Origin of the sequence: Flaviflagellibacter deserti, from assembly GCF_042652085.1 — a bacterium.
GTDB lineage: Bacteria > Pseudomonadota > Alphaproteobacteria > Rhizobiales > Methylopilaceae > Flaviflagellibacter > Flaviflagellibacter deserti.
The window spans coordinates 1,356,246-1,378,421 of record NZ_JBHSJF010000006.1 but is presented as its reverse complement, the minus strand read 5'-3'; the positions used below and the strand labels follow the sequence as shown (position 1 = coordinate 1,378,421).

The 22,176-nt window shown below is 63.3% G+C and carries 21 protein-coding genes and 1 other annotated feature; of the genes, 17 read left to right on the top strand and 4 right to left on the bottom strand.

Going from position 1 to position 22,176, the window contains the following annotated elements; genetic code table 11:
• Window positions 1-21: 21 nt before the first annotated feature.
• On the top strand, window positions 22-1,131 hold the full coding sequence (locus tag ACFPFW_RS13800; RefSeq protein WP_379771164.1) for a calcium:cation antiporter: 1,110 nt from the start codon (window positions 22-24) through the stop codon (window positions 1,129-1,131).
• On the opposite strand, the gene ACFPFW_RS13795 is transcribed toward ACFPFW_RS13800, so the two are convergent.
• Window positions 1,122-2,069, bottom strand: a complete 948-nt coding sequence (locus tag ACFPFW_RS13795; protein ID WP_114956707.1) for an AraC family transcriptional regulator — start codon at window positions 2,067-2,069, stop codon at window positions 1,122-1,124. The two genes, ACFPFW_RS13800 and ACFPFW_RS13795, sit on opposite strands and share 10 nt — an antisense overlap.
• Before the next feature lie 231 nt (window positions 2,070-2,300).
• Between ACFPFW_RS13795 and ACFPFW_RS13790 the strand changes: the two genes are divergently transcribed.
• From ACFPFW_RS13790 to ACFPFW_RS13780, 3 genes are read left to right on the top strand one after another with little or no spacing between them, the layout of a single operon-like run.
• Window positions 2,301-4,475, top strand: coding sequence for a TonB-dependent receptor (locus ACFPFW_RS13790; protein ID WP_379771161.1), 2,175 nt, complete (start codon window positions 2,301-2,303; stop codon window positions 4,473-4,475).
• Window positions 4,475-4,846 (top strand): hypothetical protein, encoded by a 372-nt coding sequence (locus tag ACFPFW_RS13785; RefSeq protein ID WP_114956709.1) that lies wholly within the window; start codon window positions 4,475-4,477, stop codon window positions 4,844-4,846. The genes ACFPFW_RS13790 and ACFPFW_RS13785 overlap by 1 nt, the downstream gene beginning before the upstream one ends.
• A complete protein-coding gene (locus tag ACFPFW_RS13780; protein WP_114956710.1) occupies window positions 4,843-6,081 on the top strand; it encodes an MFS transporter in 1,239 nt (412 codons plus the stop codon). The genes ACFPFW_RS13785 and ACFPFW_RS13780 overlap by 4 nt, the downstream gene beginning before the upstream one ends.
• Here ACFPFW_RS13780 and ACFPFW_RS13775 read toward each other — a convergent pair.
• Window positions 6,075-6,530 (bottom strand): hypothetical protein, encoded by a 456-nt coding sequence (locus ACFPFW_RS13775; RefSeq protein ID WP_114956711.1) that lies wholly within the window; start codon window positions 6,528-6,530, stop codon window positions 6,075-6,077. The genes ACFPFW_RS13780 and ACFPFW_RS13775 overlap by 7 nt on opposite strands.
• A 455-nt stretch (window positions 6,531-6,985) precedes the next feature.
• On the opposite strand from ACFPFW_RS13775, the gene ACFPFW_RS13770 reads away from it, so the two are divergent.
• From ACFPFW_RS13770 to arsK, 11 genes are all read left to right on the top strand, one after another.
• Complete coding sequence (locus ACFPFW_RS13770; protein ID WP_114956712.1) at window positions 6,986-7,735, top strand: nucleotidyltransferase; 750 nt, start codon at window positions 6,986-6,988, stop codon at window positions 7,733-7,735.
• A gap of 205 nt (window positions 7,736-7,940) precedes the next feature.
• Complete coding sequence (locus tag ACFPFW_RS13765; protein ID WP_114956713.1) at window positions 7,941-8,720, top strand: metallophosphoesterase family protein; 780 nt, start codon at window positions 7,941-7,943, stop codon at window positions 8,718-8,720.
• Window positions 8,721-8,850: 130 nt separating this feature from the next.
• A complete protein-coding gene (locus tag ACFPFW_RS13760) occupies window positions 8,851-9,207 on the top strand; it encodes an ArsR/SmtB family transcription factor (RefSeq protein ID WP_114956714.1) in 357 nt (118 codons plus the stop codon).
• Window positions 9,200-9,727, top strand: a complete 528-nt coding sequence (locus ACFPFW_RS13755) for an arsenate reductase ArsC (RefSeq protein ID WP_114956715.1) — start codon at window positions 9,200-9,202, stop codon at window positions 9,725-9,727. Before ACFPFW_RS13760 ends, ACFPFW_RS13755 begins: the two co-directional genes overlap by 8 nt.
• 38 nt (window positions 9,728-9,765) lie before the next feature.
• Window positions 9,766-10,803 (top strand): ACR3 family arsenite efflux transporter, encoded by a 1,038-nt coding sequence (gene arsB, locus ACFPFW_RS13750; RefSeq protein WP_114956890.1) that lies wholly within the window; start codon window positions 9,766-9,768, stop codon window positions 10,801-10,803.
• On the top strand, window positions 10,803-11,225 hold the full coding sequence (arsC, locus tag ACFPFW_RS13745) for an arsenate reductase (glutaredoxin) (protein ID WP_114956716.1): 423 nt from the start codon (window positions 10,803-10,805) through the stop codon (window positions 11,223-11,225). Before arsB ends, arsC begins: the two co-directional genes overlap by 1 nt.
• Window positions 11,226-11,348: 123 nt before the next feature.
• Window positions 11,349-11,404 (top strand) — a sequence feature (sul1 is cis-regulatory element that is thought to sense ions involved in sulfur or methionine metabolism; They are found in Alphaproteobacteria).
• A 71-nt stretch (window positions 11,405-11,475) separates the two neighbouring features.
• The gene (locus tag ACFPFW_RS13740) at window positions 11,476-12,951 is read left to right on the top strand and encodes a SulP family inorganic anion transporter (RefSeq protein ID WP_114956717.1); all 1,476 of its coding nucleotides are present in this window, start codon (window positions 11,476-11,478) and stop codon (window positions 12,949-12,951) included.
• Window positions 12,952-13,501: 550 nt separating this feature from the next.
• On the top strand, window positions 13,502-13,903 hold the full coding sequence (locus tag ACFPFW_RS13735) for a PadR family transcriptional regulator (protein ID WP_379771153.1): 402 nt from the start codon (window positions 13,502-13,504) through the stop codon (window positions 13,901-13,903).
• Between the two features lie 22 nt (window positions 13,904-13,925).
• Window positions 13,926-15,275 (top strand): FAD-dependent oxidoreductase, encoded by a 1,350-nt coding sequence (locus tag ACFPFW_RS13730; RefSeq protein WP_114956719.1) that lies wholly within the window; start codon window positions 13,926-13,928, stop codon window positions 15,273-15,275.
• Window positions 15,276-15,288: 13 nt separating this feature from the next.
• Complete coding sequence (gene arsH, locus ACFPFW_RS13725) at window positions 15,289-15,975, top strand: arsenical resistance protein ArsH (RefSeq protein ID WP_114956720.1); 687 nt, start codon at window positions 15,289-15,291, stop codon at window positions 15,973-15,975.
• On the top strand, window positions 15,975-17,180 hold the full coding sequence (arsK, locus tag ACFPFW_RS13720) for an arsenite efflux MFS transporter ArsK (protein ID WP_114956721.1): 1,206 nt from the start codon (window positions 15,975-15,977) through the stop codon (window positions 17,178-17,180). The genes arsH and arsK overlap by 1 nt, the downstream gene beginning before the upstream one ends.
• Window positions 17,181-17,221: 41 nt before the next feature.
• Here the strand turns inward: arsK and ACFPFW_RS13715 are convergent, their stop codons facing one another.
• Window positions 17,222-19,072 carry a mechanosensitive ion channel family protein gene (locus ACFPFW_RS13715; protein ID WP_114956722.1) on the bottom strand — a complete coding sequence of 617 codons (1,851 nt, stop codon included), beginning with the start codon at window positions 19,070-19,072 and terminating at the stop codon, window positions 17,222-17,224.
• Window positions 19,073-19,296: 224 nt separating this feature from the next.
• On the opposite strand from ACFPFW_RS13715, the gene ACFPFW_RS13710 reads away from it, so the two are divergent.
• Window positions 19,297-19,800: a hypothetical protein gene (locus tag ACFPFW_RS13710; RefSeq protein WP_114956723.1), complete on the top strand. Its 504-nt coding sequence runs from the start codon at window positions 19,297-19,299 to the stop codon at window positions 19,798-19,800.
• A gap of 2 nt (window positions 19,801-19,802) precedes the next feature.
• Here the strand turns inward: ACFPFW_RS13710 and ACFPFW_RS13705 are convergent, their stop codons facing one another.
• The gene (locus ACFPFW_RS13705) at window positions 19,803-20,090 is read right to left on the bottom strand and encodes a hypothetical protein (protein WP_114956724.1); all 288 of its coding nucleotides are present in this window, start codon (window positions 20,088-20,090) and stop codon (window positions 19,803-19,805) included.
• A 405-nt stretch (window positions 20,091-20,495) separates the two neighbouring features.
• Here ACFPFW_RS13705 and ACFPFW_RS13700 point away from each other — a divergent pair, with 405 nt between their 5' ends.
• Entirely contained in the window at window positions 20,496-22,175 is a 1,680-nt protein-coding gene (locus ACFPFW_RS13700; RefSeq protein ID WP_114956725.1) for a methyl-accepting chemotaxis protein, read from the top strand.
• The last annotated feature ends 1 nt before the right edge of the window (window position 22,176 follow it).

Sequence of the window (22,176 nt, the reverse complement as noted above, 5' to 3'; positions counted from 1 at the left end):
CAGGTTCAGTCAGGAGCGTCGATGTCAGCCAGTCCCTCCGCGAAGATGCCGATTATATCTTGGGCCTGTCCGCTGCTGGCGGTTGCCTTCTACGTCGCCGCGTCGTCTGTCGGCTTCAAGGACGCGCTTCCGCCCGGCGTGACCGGTATCGCACTGGCGCTCCTTCTCATGCCGGTCCTGTTCGGCGCGATCTTCGCCGCCGTCTACCATGCGGAGACGATCGCGCACTGGTCAGGCGAGCCATACGGCACGCTCATTCTCACGGTAGCCGTAACGGTTATCGAGGTGGCGCTGATTGCCTCGGTCATGATGTCGGATGCGAACGGCAGCCCGGCGCTCGCGCGCGACACGGTCTTCGCTGTCGTGATGACCGTCTGCAATGGTCTCGCCGGCCTCTGCATACTCGTCGGCGGACTGAAATATCGCGAGCAGAGTTTCCGAGTTCCCGGCGCAGCCGCCTACGTGACCGTTCTGATCGTCATGGCGACTTTGACGCTCGTCCTGCCGAACTACACCAGAGAGACGCCGGGACCGAGCTATTCGGACAGTCAGCTCATCTTCGTCGCCGTGGTCACCGTCGTCCTCTACGCCGCGTTCCTCTATATCCAGACTGTCCGCCACCGCGATTACTTCATTATCCAGGCGGGCGATCAGGGATGGCACGAGACGCATTCGATGCGACAGCTGGCCCTAAGCGGGCTGCTCCTGCTTGTCGCCCTGGTGGCGATCATCATGCTGTCGAAGAAGTTCGCGGTGGTGGTCGAACTCGGTCGGGAAGCGGCAGGTGCGCCCGCGCCGGTGACGGGCCTCATCGTTGCCATCCTGATCCTGCTTCCCGAAGGCATCGCGGCCGTTCAGGCGGCTCGCAAGGATGCGCTTCAAAAGTCGCTCAATCTTGCGCTCGGCTCAGCGCTGGCGACCATCGGCATGACCTTCCCCGCCGTCACCATTGTCGCGCTCGCACTGCACACACCGCTGACGCTGGGCCTCGATCCCTCGGACACGGTGTTGCTCGCCCTGACGCTTCTCGTCAGCACCATGACCTTCGCCACCGGCCGCACGAACATCCTCTACGGCTTCGTGCACCTCGTGATCTTCGCGACCTTCCTGTTCCTGACCTTTCAGCCCTGAACCGCCGACCGCGCCTCGCGCGGCGTCACGAGATAGCGGCGGCGGAAGACGCGGTTGAAATAGGAGAGGTCGCCGAAGCCGACCTCGTACGCGATGTCGCTGATTTTGCGGCCATCGCCGGACCGCAGCACGGCCCAGGCGCGGTCGAGCCGCTGTTCAAGCACATATTCCGAGAACGTCGTGCCCTCGGCCTCGAACAGCTTCTGCACGGTGCGCGCCGTCACACGCTGACGGCGGGCGACATGGTCGATCGTCAGCTCCCGGTTCGCCAAGCACTTGCGGATGTCATCCTTGATCGAGTCGAGCCGGCTCGTCGTAGCTTCGTTGTCCTGACCGCTTCGAAGCAGGAGCGTCAGCAGATCCTGGATGTGGGACGCGGCGATGCGGCGGCTCTCCGACGTCACGACCGGCAATATGCCCTGCAGCAGCGCGCCGCCGTAATGGGCGAGAAGCTGGAACGCCGCGACCTCGTGGGAGACGAGGCGGGGCAGGGTGGAGAGAAGGTCCGCCGAAGCGCCACGCACGGCCTGGCGTGGGACGCGCAGGCAGTCGAGCCGAGCGAGTTCGGAGACGTCCCAGGTCCAGGTCTTCCCGGTGGAGACGAGAACCGCGTCTCCCGCCTCCACGCGCAATACGCGTCCGTCCTGCTCGACCGTGATCGGCCCGCCCACCGGGCGCAGCAGCATGATGTCGTCGGCGCCGTCCTTGAGGCAGTGCTCTGTGTTGCGGCACGCGCTGGCGCAATTCAGGAAGCAAGTCGTCAGGCACGCATCGGGTAGCTCGCAGGACACCGCGCGCGCCATGAAGGGAATGCCGGGGTTCGGCACGATGTCGAGCGTCGCGAAAAGATCGCTCAGCCGCCGGCGCGACTGGCTGAGCCGCTCGCCTTCCGGCATATCGTCGGTCGTGAACCAGATCGGCGCGGCGGCGCTGGCCAAATCCCCATTCCCCTGATGCTTTGATGCAACTCGAGTGCAAAACAGCGCTTGAGTTCGTCCTAGTCCTAGTTCTACTTCGTCCTGCCCCAAGAAGCACGTTCTTATTGAGGCTAGTCGATCAAAAGAATGATTGATTAGGGGCTGGGGAAGTCTATGCGTATCCGTGGTACCGCGCTGTTTGGAATAAGTCTAATCTTGCCAACGGCAGTATTTGCCCAGGAAACACAACCGGTGATCGAGCTCGAGCCGATCATCGTCACTGGAGCGCGCACGGAGCGACCGGTATCGAGGACTCCCGCGACCGTCCGCGTGGTCGAGCGGGACGAGATCGAAAAGCAGATGCAGCTGACGTCGAATCCATCGGCGATCATCTCGCGCCTGATACCCGGCTATTCGGTCTCGAACCAGACGATCTCTGGCGCGTCCGAGACCTATCGCGGCCGCGACCTCCTCGTGATGCTCGACGGTGTTCCGCTGAACACGCCGCTCCGCGACGTCTCGCGCATCCTGGCGCTGATCGACCTCAACACGGTGGAGCGCATCGAATTCGTTTCCGGCGCTTCGAGCCTCTATGGCTCTGGCGCGACCGGCGGCACGGTGAACTTCATCACCAAGAAGGCGACGGACGGAAAGCCGATCGTCCGGATCAACACCGCGCTGCGGGCCTTCACGGCGAATGTCGGCGACAGCCTGCAGCCGGAGATTTCGGCCTCGATCACCGGCAAGGCCGAGAACGGTCCGGACTATGTGTTCGTCGGCTCGGGGCGCTTCGCCGACAAGACCTATGATGGCGCCGGTCGCGAATTGCCATCCGACGGCATGCTCGGGCAGGGCGGCGGCGACCGTTTCGAAAGCGGCAATCTGTTCGGCAAGCTCGGCTACGACCTCGATCTCGGTAAGCGCTTCGAGGTGTCGGCGAACTGGATCTATCTCAACCAGGATCCGGAGTGGATGACGACCTATCTGCCACCGTTTGCGCGGCCGGATTTCACGCGGCCCTACGAAGGTAAGAGCGTCCTGGAGGATTCAAAGCAGATCTCGGCGCGCTACACCGACGATGACTTCGCGCTCGGCAGCCTGAAGGCGGTGGCGTTCTTCAACGACGTCCGCAAGCGCTTCAACTATTCGGAGTTCGATCTCAACTACAACAACGTCGTCTACTATTCCGGTAATCTCGGCGACCCGACGAGCCCGTTCAACCAGACGGACCTCTCGAACCAGCGCGGCGGCGTGAACCTGACCGTCGATTCCCCACTCGACCGTCTCTACGACGGGATGCGGCTGACCTGGGGCGCGGACATCATTCACGAGAAGACCTCACAGGTGACGACGGAAGGCCGCGACACCTTCAATCCGATGTCGATGATGACCTATGCCGCGTTCGGCCAGCTCGAAGCGCCGGTCACTGAGCGCCTGACCGTCCGTGGCGGCATGCGCTACGAATATTTCGACCTGACGGTCGACGATTTCGTGCGGCCCGCCGCATTCCTCGGCTTCCCGGGCCTCGGCTATGCCGTCCTGCCGGACCTGCCGGTGGCGGGCGGCGAATTCGACTACAGCGCGCCGACTTTCAATCTCGGCGGCACGTTCGACCTCACCGAGACCTCGCAGATCTTCGGCGGTTTCAGCCAGGGCTATGCATTGCCGGACGTTGGTTCTTTCACTCGCCGGGCGGGTGCGATGAGCACTCCACAAATCCTGTTCTTCGGCTGCTTCCTTCCTCCCGGGCCGCTGCCGCCGGTTCCCTTCAATTGCGCGAAGAATCTGACGACGAGCTTCGACCAGATCTCGCCCGAGGCGCAGATCGTGAACAGCTACGAGCTCGGCGTGCGTGGCAGTTACGACCAGTTCAAGGGCAGCCTCGTCGGCTTCGTCAGCACCTCGGAGGAAGGCGTGACCTTCGATCCAGCGACGAACTCGCTGTCGCAACAGAAGGAGATCGTCTGGGGCGCCGAGTTCCAGGGCGAATGGGCAATGACCGAGGCCTTCTCGCTCGGCACCTTCCTCGCCTATCGCGAAGGGCGTTTCGACCAGAACAAGGACGGCGAGTACGATAGCTGGCTGCCGAACAACCGCATCGCGACGCCGTTCCGCGCGGTCGTCTACGGCGACTATCGGTTCGACAACGGCGTGGTGTTCCATCTGGAAGGCGAGGGTTGGACTGGCCGCAACAAGGCGGTGAACCCGGCGGGTCTGAGCTACGAGCTGGAAGGCGATTTTCTGGTCAACACGTCGATCTCAGCGCCTTTGGCAGGAGGCACCTTCTATCTTGGCGTCCAGAACCTGTTCGACGAGGACTATGCCAATCCCACCGCCAGCTCCGTTCGCGAGAACGCGGCGCTGGGCACGCTCGAAGTCCATGGCTGGGGCCGCACGGTCTCGCTCGGCTACGCCAAGACGTTCTGATGGTCAGTCTTGAGGAGAAGGACGGGCTCGTGACGCTCAGGTTTCACGAGCCCTACGCAGAGCCTGACGAGACGGACTATCTGACCGCGCTGAGGATGATCGAGACGCGCACGGAGCCGTTCGCAATGCTTTCGATCATCGGCTCGGCCGGGCATTTCTCCGACGCCGGCGAGCGCGAGCAGGCCTTGTGGTTCAAACGCTCGCGGCTGCACATGAATCTGTTGTGCAGGGCCATGGCGGTGGTGCGTCCGCAGGTGTCGGATCACATGCGCTCGGTCTTCTCCAAGCTCTGGAATCTGCCGGTGCTCGTCACCACCGACGAGGCCGAGGCGCGGGAGTTTCTCGTGCCGCATCTGAAGGAACTGGCATGAGCGAGGTCGTGGCTGCCCCGGCAAAGGCTAGCGAACGGTTCAGGCTGTTCGCGGTCCTGGGCGGGCTCTATCTCGCGCAGTCTATCCCTAGCTATCTGATCGCCGCCGCTCTGCCGCCGATCCTTCGCGAAAACGGCGTCTCGCGCACCTCGATCGGCATGATCAGCATTCTGTTCCTGCCGCTCGTCCTGAAATTCCTCTGGGCGCCGCAGATCGATCGCATCCGGCCGGTCGCCAGGCGGCACCGGGCAGGGTGGGTATTCATCACCCAGTCGTTAACGGTCGTCTGCCTCGTGGCGATGGCGTTCGTCGTTCCGACGAACATGCCGGTCGTGCTCTCGATCGGAATGGCGATCTCGATCCTGGTCTCGACCCAGGACATCGCGACCGACGGCTACGCCGCCAAATATCTGCCGCCCGAGGACCGGGCTATCGGCAATGCGATCCAGGGCGGCGCGATCGCGTTCGGCGTCGTGATCGGCGGCACGATGGGGCTCGTCCTCTATGAGCATATCGGCTGGACCCCGACCGTACTCGCCATTGCCGCGGCATCGCTGCTTCCGCTTCTGGCCGCGCTGGGAATGCGCGAGGAGGACGGATCGGTGGATATCGCGCGTGGTCCGCGCCCGTCGATCCGCGCGTTCTGGCGACGGCCGGAAGCTCGTCAGATCCTGATGGTCGCGCTGATCTATCGGGCGAGCGAAGGCCTCGTGAAGGCCATGGAGGGGCCGTACCTCGTCGACCGCGGCGTTCCGCTCGACTGGATCGGCTACATTTCCGGCGGCGGTGCGGTGACGGCGGGTTTGGCGGGTTCGGCCATCGCGGCCGTCCTCGTTAGGACGATGGGGAACACCAACGTCCTCCTGTTGCTCGGCGGATTGCGGACAGGCTGCTTCCTGATGTTCGCGGCGCACGCGGTGGGGCTGCTGACCGGTTTCGGTCCGCTGTTTGGCGCAGCCGCCTTCCAGACGCTCATCCGCTACATGGAGATCGTCGCGCTCTACAGCCTGTTCATGAGCGTATCGTCGTCCGAGCAGCCGGGAACGGATTTCACCATCCTCGCCTGCGCGCAACTCGGTGTTTATCTCATCGGCTCGTTCGTTGCCGGTGCCATTGCGGACGCGCTTGGCTATCCGGCGCTGTTCGGCGTCGCGGCCGCGATTTCGGCGGTCGCTGTTGTCCTGACGGCCTGGACCGTCAGGACACCGCGCGTCGTACCCCCGTCAGCTCAGTGAGCGCGTTCGCCTTCCGTTGATCCGCCGACATCGCCCAGCGGCGGCAGCACGGCCGAGCGGAGCTCGCGCTCCTCGCTCGCGCTGTCCATATGGGCGATATAGGCCGAGCGGCAGAGAGCATAGGCGAAGCGGGCTTCGATCGCCGCCGTGTCCAGCCGGCTCAGCGCCGTGCAGGTCGCCTCGAACCTGTTCATCACATCCTCGGTCGCTCCGGCGTTGCGGCGAGCAAACAGGAGCGCCTCGACGAGCGCGCTGCCGTTCCTCTCTACATCAGCATTGGTCCGGACGACCTCGCGCAGCGCGTTGTCGAGCCGTTCTTCGGCGGAGCTCAGGATTTCGAGATCGTGGGCAACCATCTTCGCCGCAACCCGCAATTCGCGCGAGCGTTTTTCGATGCCTTCGAGCGCAACGTGCTCGGTCTCTTCGAGCTCATCCCCAGAGCTCGCCACGAAAGGGGTTTCGGATGAAACAAGCTGGGCGATTACAACACCTTCGCTTGCCGCAGCTTCAACGTTACGAAGCAACTCATCTTCGTCGACAGGGTGAGGTCTAGATCGAACAACACGCATGAGCAAGTCCTCCCGTGGCTACTCTTGCGTCGTAATCTCGTCAGCACAACACTTTATTGCGCTTAGACTCTTCACAACTTCCGGAATTGCAGATGGTATCTCGGCACTCTTGCTTTTAAAATCAAGCACTTAAGGTCGTTAAGGATGATGAGTGCATCCACGCTTTATTGGCCGAAAATTTGACGAATATCATCGGAATCTGCGTCGATCACGGGCTGTTCTGAGAGTGAAACAGAGGCCCCTCGGGTCCGCTGGGAACCTTCCTCCTCGCTTCCTTGTTACGCCTCAACCCCGCGATGACGCCGGGGACGGAGAACAACGAGGCGCCAGAGGAAATGCCGTCCCCCCACGTGCCAGCCTCCAGCATGCCGGTGCCGCCCAAGGCCGAGGCATTCTATGCGGATTGCTTGAAACATTTGAAGAAATCCGGCGTGCCGTTCATGGTCGCCGGCACCTACGCCGTATCAAGCTATACCGGCATCCGTCGCCCGACCAAGGATCTCGACGTGTTCTGCCGGGCAGGGGACTATCCCCGTATCCTCAAGTACTTCCAGGCGCTTGGTTACAAAACGGTTGTGGAAGATGAACGCTGGATCGCCAAGATCAAAAAGGACCGCTGGACCTTCGACGTCATCTTCAATTCCCGCACCGCCGCGACGCCGATCACCGATAGCTGGTTTGCCGAGAACCACCGCTGCAAGATCTACGGCACCGAGGTCCAGCTCATCGCGCCGACCGAGCTCGTCTGGTCCAAGGTCTTCGTGCAGAACCGTGAGCGCTATGACGGTGCCGACATCGCCCATGTCATCCTTCGCCAGCACCAGCAGATCGATTGGAAGCGGCTCCTCGGCTACATGGAACAGTACTGGGAGGTGCTCCTCATCCACGTCCTCAATTTCCGCTTCGTCTATCCGACCGAACGGCAGTGCGTTCCGGACTGGCTGTTCGACGAACTGATGTCGCGCATCGCCAATCAGCGTGCCATGCCCGAGGGCCGCACCCGCGTCTGCCGCGGCCGCCTGTTCTCTCCACCGGACTATCTGATTGACATCGCGGAATGGGGGTTCGCGGATCTGGTGGGGTGACCGCGCCCTGGACAAAGCGCACACCCCGGCGTTTTGAGTGCGCCGCAGGCGCTCTCTAGATAAAGAGTACGGCGGTGCCGCGAGGAACGCTGGGGTCCCCGGTTCTCGGGATGCAGCTTCGCTGCACCCGGACCCGGATACGGGGAACCCCATCCGCCTCCCGCACATTCCCCACATGAGGAACGCCCTATCAACGGAGCCCCGCATGCAGGACGACTCCACCGTCATCGACATCTCTCCCGTCGCCAATGGCGAGCCGCACCAGGTCCCGACGCCAGGCACGATACGCATCGCCGCGATCGGCGATCTCCACGTCAACGAGGCGTCCGAGCATCCGTATCGCGATCTCTTCCTGGAGATGAACGACATCGCGGACGTGCTCTGTCTGTGCGGCGACCTCACGGATTTCGGCAAGGTGCGCGAGGCGGAGATACTCGCCGAGGACATTCGGCACCTGAAGATTCCGACTGTCGGCGTGCTCGGCAATCACGACCATGAAAGCGGCCATTGCGACGAGGTCGGGCGCATCCTCCGCCAGGCCGGCCTCTGCCTCCTCGGCGAGAACGCGCACATCCACAAGGGTGTCGGCTTCGCCGGGGTGAAGGGCTTCGGCGGCGGCTTTGGCCGGCGCATGCTCGGTGCCTTCGGCGAGCGCGCCACCAGGGCCTTCGTGCAGGAATCGATCGACGAATGCATGCATCTCGAGATCGCGCTGCGTTCGCTCCGCACCGAGAAGAAGATCGTCGTCTTGCACTATGCGCCGGTCGAGGAGACCGTGGTCGGCGAGCCGGAGCAGATCTATCCCTTCCTCGGCAATTCGCGGCTGGGAGAGACGATCGACCGGTTCGACGTTACCGCCGTCGTCCACGGCCACGCCCATCGCGGCACCTATCGCGGCAAGACCCCGAACGGGGTCCCCGTCTTCAACGTCGCCGCCGGCATCGCCAAGGAGAACGGCAAGCCCTACGCGCTGATGGAGATTTGAGAACTCAAGGACGAAGCGGGGCTGGTATCTGTTCATCCCTATGGGGCGATGAACTTGCGGCGTTGTGCAGTGGTGTGAAATCGCAAACTGGGACTTGAGTATCCATCCATATATCGATAGTTCTCGATATATGGATAAAGAGAGAGCTCTTCTCGCGCTCGCGGCCCTTTCCCAGGGCACGCGGTTCGACACGTTCCAGCTGCTCGTCAGGCACGAGCCGGATGGCCTTCCGGCGGGCGAGATCGCCAGGCTTCTGGCCATCCCGCAAAACACGATGTCGTCGCATCTGGCCGTTCTGACCCGCGCCGGCCTCGCAAAGGCGGAGCGCCAGAGTCGCTCGATCATCTACCGCGCGGACATCGCGGCCTTCAGCAAAATGACGGTCTTCATGCTGAAGGACTGCTGCGGCGGACGGGCCGAAATCTGCGCGCCGATCATCACCCAGCTCACACCCTGCTGCCCGGAGAAGGAGCCGATCCATGGCTGACCGCGTCTACAATGTGCTGTTCTTGTGCACCGGCAATTCCGCCCGTTCGATCCTCGCCGAGGCCTATCTCAATCATATCGGCAAGGGCCGTTTCCGCGCCCATTCCGCCGGCAGCACGCCGAAGGGCACGGTCCATCCGATGACGCTGAAGGTCCTGGAGGCCGAAGGGCTGCCAACGGAGGGGCTGCGCTCGAAAGCGTGGGACGAGTTCGCCGCTCCCGGCGCGCCGGTGATGGATTTCGTCTTTACTGTCTGTGACAATGCCGCGGGCGAGACATGCCCGATGTGGCCGGGGCAGCCGATGACGGCGCATTGGGGCATCGAGGACCCCGCCATCGCCACGGGATCCACTATTGGCATGGAGCGGGCCTTCAGCTCCGCCGCTCGCTATCTCCGCAACCGCATCAACCTGTTCACCGCGCTGCCGATCGCGAGCCTCGATCACATGGCGCTCGGCAGCAAGCTTCGTGAGATCGGACGCGGCGAAGGCAGCACCGAGCAGCGCTCGGACGTCGCCTGATGTCCGATATCGCGATCCCGGCCGCCGCCAGGCCTTCCATGAGCGTCTTCGAGCGCTTCCTAACGGTGTGGGTGTTTGCCTGCATCGTCGTTGGCATCGCGCTCGGCTCAGCGCTTCCCGGCCTGTTCCAGGCGATCGCTGCCGCGGAGGTGGCGAAGGTCAATCTGCCGGTTGCCGTGCTGATCTGGCTGATGATCGTGCCGATGCTGCTGAAGATCGATTTCGGCTCGCTCGGCGAAGTCGGCCGGCACTGGCGCGGCATCGGCGTGACCTTGTTCATCAACTGGGCAGTCAAGCCGTTCTCGATGATGCTGCTCGGCACGCTCTTCATCGGCAATCTGTTCGCGGCCTATCTGCCCCAGGACCAGATTTCCTCCTACATCGCCGGCCTCATCCTGCTGGCAGCCGCGCCGTGCACGGCGATGGTGTTCGTCTGGTCGAACCTCTGCGAGGGCGAACCCAATTTCACCCTCAGCCAGGTCGCGTTGAACGACATCGTCATGGTGTTCGCCTTCGCGCCGCTCGTCGGCCTTCTGCTCGGCGTCGCCTCGATCTCCGTGCCGTGGGACACGCTCGTCCTGTCGGTCGTGCTCTACATCGTCCTGCCGGTCATCGCCGCCCAGCTCTGGAGGCGAGGGCTTCTGGCGACGGGAGGCGAGGGGGCTCTCAAGCGCACGCTCGGACTCCTTCAGCCGGTCTCGCTGGTGGCATTGCTCGCGACCCTCGTTCTGCTGTTCGCCTTCCAGGGCGAGCAGATCCTGGCGCAGCCGATGGTCATCGCACTTCTCGCCGTGCCGATCCTGATTCAGGTCTACCTGAACGCCGGTCTCGCTTATTGGCTCAGCCGCCGCTTCGGCGTCGCCTGGTGCGTCGCCGCTCCCGCCGCGCTGATCGGCGCCTCGAACTTCTTCGAGCTCGCGGTCGCCGCGGCGATCAGCCTGTTCGGCCTGAATTCCGGCGCCGCGCTAGCGACCGTCGTCGGCGTGCTCGTCGAGGTGCCTGTGATGCTCTCGGTCGTTCGCATCGTGAAGGCGTCGCGCGGCTGGTACGAACAGGGCGCCAAGGGAGCCGCATGATGGACGTCACGATCTACCACAACCCCGATTGCGGCACGTCGCGCAACACCCTGGCCCTCATCCGCAACGCGGGCATCGAGCCTAAGATCGTTGAATATCTGAAGACGCCGCCGGACAGGGAGACGCTTCGGGGTCTGATCACCCGCGCCGGACTGACGGTCCGCGAGACACTCCGCCAGAACGGCACGCCCTACGCAAAACTCGGCCTCGACGATCCGTCGCTGTCGGATGAAACGCTTCTCGACCGGATGATGGCCCATCCCATCCTGATCAATCGACCCTTCGTCGTCACGCCCGAGGGCGTGCGCCTCTGCCGTCCTTCCGAGGTCGTGCTGGACGTCCTGCCGCTGCCGCAGAAGGGGCCGTTCTCCAAGGAGGACGGCGAACTGCTCATCGACGCCGCCGGTAATCGCGTCGGCTGAGGAGAACAAACACCGGGGACGAGGCTCGGTGCCCTGGCATGCCGATGCGGCCATTCGCCCGTCATCCTATCCGTCGAAACGGTTGCGAAGGAACGTTTTTTCCTTCATCACGAGTTCAATCGAATGGAGCCCGGTGCAAGCCCGGGTGGCTCTTCCGGCCGCCGATCCGCCGGACCACGCAAAAGACACGACTGAATACCGAGGTGGCTGTGCGGCCGCCGCTGTCGTGCGCCTGTTGCGGAAACACCAGATGCAAACCTCACAAAGCTACCTTCGCGAGTGGTTCTCCAACCCGCGCCGCGATGTCCTTTCAGGAATCGTCGTCGCTCTTGCCCTCATCCCCGAGGCAATCGGCTTCTCGGTGATTGCCGGAGTCGATCCCAAGGTCGGCCTCTATGCCTCGTTCGCGATCGCCTGCGTATCGGCGGTCGTTGGAGGACGCCCGGGCATGATTTCGGCCGCCACCGCCGCCACCGCGGTTCTGATGGTCGATCTCGTGCGAGACCACGGGCTCCAATACCTCTTCGCGGCGACGATCCTGATGGGCCTCCTCCAGTTAGGGGCGGGATTTCTGAAACTCGGCCGATTAATGCGCTTCGTCTCACGCTCGGTCATTACTGGCTTCGTGAATGCCCTAGCCATCCTAATCTTCATGGCCCAACTGCCTGAACTCCTGGGCGTGCCGCAGCAGACCTACATCCTCATCGCCGCTGGCCTCGCCATCATCTACCTGTTCCCACTCGTTACGAGGATGGTTCCATCACCGCTCGTGGCCATCGCTGCGTTGACAGCTGTGACGATCTGGACGGGGCTGGACGTCCGGACAGTTGGAGACCTCGGCGAGTTGCCGTCCACGCTGCCCGTGTTCGCGCTGCCGCAGGTGCCGCTTACCTGGGAAACGCTTCAGGTCATATTCCCGTATTCCGTGACGCTGGCGGCGGTGGGGCTGCTTGAGAGCCTACTGACCGCGCAGATCGTCGACGACATGACCGACACCGGGAGCAGCAAGAACCGCGAATGCTACGGTCAGGGAGCGGGGAATATCGCGTCAGCGCTCATCGGAGGCATGGGCGGCTGTGCGATGATCGGGCAGTCGGTCATCAACGTGACGTCTGGCGGGCGCGGTCGGCTTTCGACCTTCGTCGCCGGAGCGTTCCTCTTGTTCCTGATCCTTGTGCTCGACGATATTGTGCGCATCATTCCGATGGCGGCGCTGGTTGCCGTCATGATCATGGTATCCGTGAGCACCTTTTCGTGGCGCTCTCTCCTGGAACTCCGGAGCAATCCCTGGCAATCATCGATCGTGATGATCGCGACCGTCGTAACGGTTGTGTCCACGCATGATCTGGCCAAGGGTGTTCTGGTCGGGGTCCTTCTGTCGGGAGTGTTCTTCGCCGGAAAGGTCGCCCGCATGGTTTCCGTCGAACGCACCACGGACGCTGCGGGCGCGGAAATCTGGAACGTGTATGGCCAGATATTCTTCGCCTCCGCGGAAGCTTTCATCGCCTCGTTTCGTACTGACGAGACTGCCGAGAGGATCACGATCGACGTCAGCAGAGCCCACTTCTGGGACATCACCGCGGTGGGAGCGCTCGACAAGGTCGTGCTGCGGTTCCGGGCAAAAGGGGCGAACGTGACGGTAATCGGCCTCAACGAGGCGAGCGCAACCATGATCGACCGCTTCGCAGTCCACGACAAGGAGGATGGCGTGCTGCGCGCTCACTAGGCGACGCGTCTCCCATCATCCTTCGCCAGATGCGGGCGCTGCTTTTTTCTTGCGCGATGACGTCCGGCGCGCTGCGGAGCCTGCTGTCGGCGGCGAGGCTTCATTTCATCCGCAGAAGCGAAGTAAGTTCCCGGGATTATCGCTTCGACTGGTGGGCGGCTAAAGAGGACTGGTTCTCACGAGGATAGTAGATGTGGGAGATGAACAACAACAAGATGATGGCTAGCACACCTGCCACTACCCCAATGTAGGAAATTCGGATCATGTTCATTTCCTGAACAGCTCCCGCGGAACGTACCGCTGGAGGATCGCGGTCGTGCCCGACCCATATGTGTCGCTCCGCCTCCTCAAAGAAAGACCCACCGGAGCTTCGCCTAATGCCTCTAACGAACGCCAGAAGCATTCTATTCGACGGCTTGAAGCGTTGAGGCGTCGACATGAAGCATCAGGGAAACCTCACGGCAAATCGCTCCCGGCACGAACCTTCAACCCATCGATGGTTGATATATCGATCCCCTAGGTATAGGGTGCACCCATGCCTAGATCATCAATGCATGCCGTAACCCGTCCGGGTCCCGACTTCTTGAATCGCTCCTACTGGAGCGGCACGATCAAGATGAGCCTCTCCAAGTACTTCATCCTCTGCGTCCTGCATGAGAAGCCGATGCACGGCTACGACATGGCTCGCGCCGTCGAGCGCACGACGAGCGGGTGCTGCTCTCCGACCGAGGGGACGATCTACCCGGTTCTTCGCGAATTCGAGGAGGGCGGCTTCGTCTCGGTCGAGGCTGAGGTCGTGTCGGGACGCGAGCGCAAGGTCTACAGCCTGACCGACAAGGGTAGGGCGGCCTTCCAAGTGGCGCTCGCCGCCTGGATGGAGGTCACGCAGGCCCTGACGGAATCCCAAAAGCTCGCCGCGCCGGACCGGGACGGTCCGTCGTGCTGCGGGTAATTCGCAGCACGGAGATCCTGTGATGAGTTCGACGGTTGCCATCATCGGCGCTGGTCCGATCGGCCTCGCGGCTGCTGCCTACCTCGTGAAGCGTGGGCTGAAGCCAGTGATCCTGGAGCAGGGACCTTCCGTCGGCTCATCTCTACGGAGCTGGTCGCATGTCCGGGTCTTCACCCCGTGGTCACTCAACATCGACGGCGCCGCGCGCGAACTGCTGATGCAACGCGGTTGGGAAGAGCCAGAACCGGACGACCTGCCCACCGGCGCCGATCTCGTCGATCGGTATCTTGAGCCGCTTGCGCGGCATCCCGCCATTGCAGAAGGACTGCTCCTCAACGCCAAAGTCATTGCGGTCGCCCGCACCGACACCGACAAGCTCGGCGACCGACGCAAGGGAACCTCTTTCACGGTGCGCTGGGTCGATGGCGAGGGGTGCCAAAACGACGTCAAGGCGAAAGCGGTGATCGACGCCTCGGGGACTTGGGGACACCCTAACCCGATGGGTCGCAACGGCCTGTCGATCCTCGGCGAGGACGAGCTCGGAGACAGCATCCTTTACGGCATTCCCGACATCGCCGGAAAACTCGCCGACGAGTTCGCCGGCAAGCGGACGCTGGTTGTGGGTGGGGGCCATTCAGCTATCAACGCCGTCCTCGACCTGGTGCGGTTGAAGGACCGAGACCCCGCCACGGAAGTTCTCTGGGGTCTACGCCGAAGCGGGGTCGATCGACTGGTCGGTGGCGGCCTGAACGACGCCTTACCCGGACGAGGATCGCTCGGGCTCGCCGCGCAGAGGGAGATTGATGCGGGGCAGGTGACGCTGCTCGCTCCGTTCGTCGCCGGGAGCGTTTCGCGGAAGGACGGCGCAGTCCACGTGTCGGCCAGTTCCCCGGGAGGACGGACGCCGCTGGTAGTCGACCGAATCGTCGTCGCGACGGGATCACGCCCCGACTTCGGCTTCCTGCGGGAGCTGCGCATCTCGATCGATGCGGCTGTCGAGGCGCCTCCGGCGCTGGCACCGCTGATCGACCCGAACGTCCATTCGTGCGGGACGGTGTCGCCGCACGGTGCCGTGGAACTCGCCCACCCGGAATCGGACTTCTACATCGTCGGCTCCAAGTCCTACGGACGAGCGCCCACCTTCCTGATGGCGACGGGTTACGAACAGGTCCGCTCCGTTGTCGCTGAGATCGCCGGGGACCATATCGCGGCGCGCGAGGTCCGCCTCATCCTGCCGGAGACGGGCGTCTGCGGCAGCACCGCATCCGCAAAGGCATCGTCGGGCTGCTGCGCTCCGCCGCCCCCGGCCGAGCGCGCCGTCGGGGCCTGTTGCGGGGTAACCGCATCGACTGAGGAACCAACCAGTGCTTGATTTGCCAAACGTGATGCCGGGCGTCATCGAGCCGCCGGACAGGGAGCGGCTGTCCGTGCCGATTGGCACCCATAGCCCGCGCATCCTGATGCTCTACGGCTCGCTCCGCGCGCGCTCCTACAGCCGCTTCCTCACCCAAGAGGCCGCCCGGCTGCTCGAATATTTCGGCGCGGAAGTCCGCATCTTTGATCCCGCCGGCCTGCCGCTGCCCGATGCCGAGCCAGACAACCATCCGAAGGTGCGCGAGCTTCGCGAGCTGTCGCAATGGTCGGAGGGGCAGGTCTGGTGCAGCCCCGAGCGCCACGGAACGATTTCCGGCGTCATGAAGGCCCAGATCGACTGGATTCCGCTCTCCGTCGGCTCCGTCCGTCCGACACAGGGGCGGACGCTCGCCGTGATGCAGGTGTCCGGCGGCTCGCAGAGCTTCAACGCGGTCAATCAGCTCCGTCAGCTCGGCCGCTGGATGCGGATGATCACCATCCCCAACCAGTCCTCGGTCGCCAAGGCGTTCCAGGAATTCGACGAAGCGGGGCGGATGAAGCCGTCCGCCTATTACGACCGCGTCGTCGACGTCATGGAGGAATTGGTCAAGTTCACGCTGCTCACGCGCGACGTCTCGCGATATCTCACCGACCGCTACAGCGAGCGCCGAGAACGCGCCTCGGAACTTGAATCCCGCGTCGCGCTGAAGTCTATCTGATGTCGCGCGCGGCCATTCTCGTCTGGCTGTTCGGCCTTACCCAGATCGTCGGCTACGGCACGCTGTATTATTCGTTCAGCGTGCTGGCGCCCTCCATGGCCGAGGATCTCGGCCTCGCCATCGGCTGGGTCTATGGCGCGTTCTCGTTGGCCCTGCTCGCGGGTGGCCTCGTCTCACCGTTCGTCGGCCGGGCTGTGGATCGGCATGGCGCCGGCGCCGTCATGACCTTCGGCTCGCTCGCCGCCGCCGCCGCGCTCGTCCTGTGCGCAACAGCCGGCAATGCTCCCATGCTCGCCATGGGCCTCGTCGCGATCGAGGTGACGGCGATCTTCGTGCAATACGAGGCAGCCTTCGCCGCTCTGGTCCAACTCACCGGCTCGGATGCCAATCGCCGGATCACCCATCTCACTCTGATCGCCGGTTTCGCCTCGACCATCTTCTGGCCGCTTACCTCGGCGCTGCACGACATCATGTCGTGGCGGGACGTCTATCTCTGGTACGCCGGGCTTCACGTCGTGCTCTGCTTACCCATTCACATCTGGGTCGCGCGCCAGCCCCGAACGGGCGGAGCAGACTGCGCCACGATCCCGGACGGCGATACCGCCGACCGTCCATCGATGGGCAGCGAGCGCCGCGCCTTCGCGCTCCTCCTCATTGGCTTCTCCCTCGTCGGTTTCGTCATCTCTGCTTTGCTGGTTCACATGATTCCGCTCCTGACGGCGCTCGGCCTCGGCTCGATGAGCGCCATCGTCGGCGCCGTCTTCGGTCCAGCGCAGGTTCTCAGCCGAGTGGTCAATATGGGCTTCGGTCGCGAGCTTCATCCGCTCAGGCTGGCAATGATCTCGGCCGGCATGATGGTGCTGGCGCTGGGGCTTCTGGCCGTTGCCTCTCCCTGGCTGGTCGCGGCGCTCATGTTCTCCGCTCTGTTCGGCCTTGGCTCCGGCCTCACCAGCATCGTCCGGGGCACGGTTCCGCTCGCTCTGTTCGGCTCGCGGGGCTATGGCGCGCGGATCGGGAAACTCACCTCGGCAAGGCTCATTCTCTCCTCGATCGCCCCCTTCGCCTTCGCGCTGGTGCTCGAGCGGGCAGGGACGGCGGTGGGGCTGTGCCTCCTGGTCGGTCTGGCTTTGCTGGCGGTAGGGGCGCTGTGGGCGATCGACCGGCAGAGAGTGCGGGCGGGTCTCGGTTATTCTCCGGCGGAATAGTTTCCGCGGACGAATTTGACCAGATGACGTGCATTGGCCGCCTATGCCGCATCCGGATTGGCGGTTAGCGGCTTCGGAACGGCCCTAATACCGTTTTCACGGAATGCACTGTGTATAGCCGTCAGGGCGGCCCGGCGGATCAACGACTGCTGACCGGCCTTCGCTCTGAATTTGGCATGGATGATCAGCGTGCCGTCCTCGACCTCGCCTATGCCCTTGCTCTTCAGCGGTTCCAGAAGATCGACCGCAAGTTCGGGGTCGGCAGCGATGTCCTCGCCGATCTTCTTGATGATCTTCCGGACTTTCTCCACGTCGGTGTCGAACGCGACCCGGAACGCCAGCTTTTCGATCACCCAATCGCGGCTGAAATTCTGGATCTTGCCGATCTGGCCATATGGCACCGTCGCCAGGGTCCCACGCGTGCCTCGCAAGCAAACGGACCGGACCGAAATCTTCTCCACGGTTCCCTTGGCGCCCGAGGTTTCGATGTATTCGCCGAAGCGGAAAGCATCGTCGATCAGGAAAAACAGGCCGGACACAACATCCTTCACGAGCGTTTGCGAGCCGAAACCGATCGCCAATCCGAAGATGCTCAGGCCGGTGATCAGCGGCCACACATTGACGCCGATCGATACCAGGACCGAAAGCAGTGCCAGTACGACAATGCTTGCTTTGCCGATGCCGCTCAGTAGCGGGACAAGGGTGCCGAGACGGGATCGCGGTGCGTTCGGCACCTCCGCATCTTCACCAACAGCTGGAAGCTCCGGTCGCAGGGCGCGACCCGCGGCCGTTCCGACCAAGTTCCACAGGAACGCCGTCGCCATGAGGATCAACGCCAGTCCGAACGAGTCGCGGGCGACCTGTCCGAGATCTATTCCGAAACCGTCCGCCAGCGGCGTCGCCCATATCGTCGCGAGCATGCTGAGTATGATGATCACCACCGCGAATCGGGCTGTCTGGCGTCCCGCGGCCGCGAGGATCGAGATGTCGGGAGATTCCAGTCCTCGTCGCGCCCAGCTTCCGATCATCGCGTCCAGATGCGGGATCGCGACAAACATCAGCCCCGTCAGCAGGACGGCTGATCCGGGAAAGGCCCTTCCCATGGTCAGGGCGCCCTGGGTGCTGAGAAAGGTGACGATCAGAAACCCGATGATGATCCCCGGCCATGATCTGGCGAGACCGGTGCGCCAGCGGCTTCTGGGACGTGGACCGGCTGCCGCGACCGCCATCGTGCGCCTGTTACGCCATGCGACGGCGGCAAACAGAAGATAGGCCGGAATACCGACCAGTCCCGTCCGGACCAGATCCTCCAGACCCGGTCCAGCATTCCAAAGCCGCAGTGTCGCGATCAGCGCAACGCCGATGATTGCGAAGGCGACGACGACGGAGAGGTCGCGCACCAGCGCCCTGAGATGGATGGAGCGGCTCGGAGTTTCGGTTCGCCGCGATGCCATGAGGATGAATCTCACGGTGGCGAGTATCAGAAAGCCCGCAATGGTGACGACAGCCCAGAGCCGCAGTGTCCGCATCGGCAGGCCGGCGCCGGTGAGGACTTGCGTCGCGATGAAGCCGAAGACCAGCGCGAGGGCCGCGGCCTCGATGCTCGCGAGGAATTTGCGCCAGACGCTGCGCGCGTCCGTCCTCTTCGTGAGCCAGCGATTGACCAGCACCAGCATGCCCGCGACGAGCGACACAGTCAGGATGATCTGGAATAAAAGAAAAGGGCCCGATGTTCCGGCACTCGCGAGCGAGGCGTTCAGGCCTTCAAACTCGGCGGGCACGGCGCGCAAGGCGTCCGATCGGGCGTCCAAGCCGCTGACGAACTCCTCGGCGAGATGTTCAAGCCCGGAAATCAGGGAGGTGATGTCGTCTGCCGCCGCCGTTTCACTCACAATTCCTCGGCCTTTCGTCTCTTGCAGCCGATCCGTCGGTGTGTGGTTTCATGCTAGCGCGAATGCGGAAGCTTCGGCGCGCGTAACAGTTACGTCGCCGCAAGGTAACGGTAACGGGGAGCGCGGACAGCCGACGGGCCGAAGCGCTACAGGAGTGCTATCCTCCTCTCTGGAATGACTCCAATTCGGGGGTCAGGGGCGGGCCTTTTGGGGGAGGTTTTGCGATGTCGAGCTACATTTATCTGCTGACGCTCGTGCACACAGCGATCAGTCTGGTCGCCCTGGTGCTCGGCTGGCCGGTCATCTCCGGCTTTCTGCATGGCCGGGTCTCGACCTGGACCTTCTGGTTCCTCGTCACCGCGATCGCCTGCAGCGTGACCGGCTTCTTGTTCCCGATCACGGTCATCACGCCCGGCATCGTCTTCGGCATCATCGCGCTCGTCACTTTGGCGATCGCTCTCTATGCCCGCCGCGCCCATTACGCCGGCCATCTGCGCTGGATCTATGTCGCGACCATGGTGCTGAACGTCTATCTTCTGCTGGTCGTGACGATCGTCCAATCGTTCCAGAAGATCCCGTTCCTCAACGCGCTGGCGCCGACCGGTGCCGAGCCGCCGGTCCTGATCGCGCAGGTCATCGGCCTCGTCGCCTTCCTGGTCCTCGGCGTTTTCTCGGTGATCAAGTTCAAGGGCGAGTTCGGCGGCGGCGTGATGCCAACTCCGGCCTGATCTCAGCGCAGGCCGAGAAATCTCAGGGCGAATGCCAGCGCGGGGTGCTCCCTGCGCTGGGGCGGGGTCAGCCCGAGCGCGCGCCAGCCGTGCGGCGTCAGCTCGAAATGCGATCGCAACCCGAACGGACCCGCAAGCGCGAAGCGGACGAGGTCGCGCCGCTCGGCGCGGAGCGCGCAGGTCTCGTCGATCTGCCGCACGGTTTCCACGTCGCCGAGAAGAATGCGCCCGCCTGCGAACGAAAGCTTGCGCAGAAAACGGCCGAGCTGAGGGTCGAGGGCGCTGTCCATGATTCAAGTGGTAACACCACAGTAGAACTACGGATACGTCAGAAATCCTGACATTCCACGTCTCGATTCCGGCAAATTGCTCCTCGATCCTCGGCCGGCCGCATCCCGAAACCGACCAGCCGCGCGAAATCACGCTGATATTATAGCTCATTAGACGAAAGGAGGAGCGTATCGAAGTTGATGAAATCCGATCCCGGAGGCGTGAACAGATTTCCTTACTGAATCAACAGATTTCGAGTCCGGCGGGAGACCTCCGAAATCTCTAGAGAGACGGAACTTTCGAGATCTGGACCATGTAGTTTCCCGTAAAGGGTAAGGTCTCCGGTGACGATCCAGCGGAGGAAATAAACCGTTAACCATGTGGGTGGCTCCCTCGAAGGTGAAAACAGGGTCCGGGGGACGGCTATGAAATTCACCAACCTGAAGCTCGTGTACAAAGTGATGTGCGTGCTGATCGCCATGGCGGGCGTGGCGATCTTCGGTGTTGTGTTCTCCGACAAGAAGATATCCGAGGTCGAGACGACCTATATGGAGCTCGTCGAGCATACGAGCCCGACACTCGTCGCGATGACGAGGCTGAACCTTCGTCTCGTGATCCTGAGCTCGGGCATGTACGAGACCTTTGCCTTCCATGGCGAGGACGCGAAGAGCGCCCGCGACGAGGTGAAGAAGGCCCGCAAGGAGTATCAGGAGCAGGTCTCGCAGCTGCAGAAGCTCGATCCCGACGACAGCACGATCTACGAGAGCTTCCTCGACGACTTCGAGGATATCAGCGACGAGGCCAACAAGGCTGCCGACCTCGCAATGGCCGGCCGCGTCGACCAGGCGCTGCCGATTGCGCACAAGGTCGACGATGCGATCGACGAACTGCGCACCAAGATCCGTAACAAGACCAATGCCGACTCCCAGGAAATGGAACGAAAGGCCGAACAGGCGGCGGCAACGGCGGAGAGCGCGCAGACGGAAAACATGGTCGTTTCCCTCATCGGCCTCGGCGTGGTCTTCATGCTCGCGGTCTGGATGACGATCGGCCTGATTTCCCGCCCGCTGGCCCGGATGTCGGTGACGATGGCGGCTCTGGCCGGAGGCGATCTCACCGTCTCGGTCGATGGGCAGAAGCGCAAGGACGAGGTCGGCGACATGGCCAAGGCGGTCGACGTTTTCAAGCAGAACGCGATCGCGGTGAAACAGCTCGAGGCCGAGCAGGAAGCGCAGAAGGCGCGTGCCGAGGCCGAGAAGCGGGCGGCGATGAACGACCTCGCCGATAGGTTCGAGGTCGAGGTGATGGGCGTGGTGCAGGCGGTGTCGGCGTCGGCACAGCAGCTTCAGGCCAATGCCGAGACCATGTCCTCCGCCGCGGAGGAAACGAGCCGACAGTCGAACGCGGTCGCGGCGGCATCCGAACAGGCGACCACCAATGTGCAGACCGTCGCCGCCGCTGCGGAGGAGCTCTCAAAATCGATCCACGAGATCGCCGAGCAGGTGACCTCGGCGGCCACCGCGACCACGACGGCGACGAACCAGGCGTCGAGCACGGTGACCCTCGTCCAGGGGCTCGCGCAGAGCGCCCAGCGTATCGGCGAAGTCGTCGGCCTGATCGGCGACGTCTCCGCGCAGACGAACCTTCTGGCGCTCAACGCGACCATCGAAGCAGCACGTGCCGGCGAGGCGGGACGCGGTTTCGCCGTCGTCGCCCAGGAAGTGAAGCAACTCGCGGCCCAGACGTCGCGGGCCACCGAGGAGATCGCCTCGCAGATCCAGGCCGTTCAGGGGGCGACCAATGAGGTTGTGCAGGCGATCACCGGGATCAGCAATTCGATCAGCCAGATCGACAACATTTCCGGCGCTATCGCCACGGCGGTGGAAGAGCAGGGCGCGGCGACGCAGGAAATCGCCCGCAACGTCGTCCAGGCCTCGACCGGCACGAAGGAGGTGTCGTCGAACATCTCCGGCGTTAGCGAGGCTGCGGCGTCCACCGGCAAGGTATCCGAGGAGATCGTGGGCGCCTCGGTCAGCCTGGCCAAGCAGGCAAACGATCTCCGCGATCAGGTGTCGGCGTTCATCGGACGAGTCCGCGTCGCCTGAC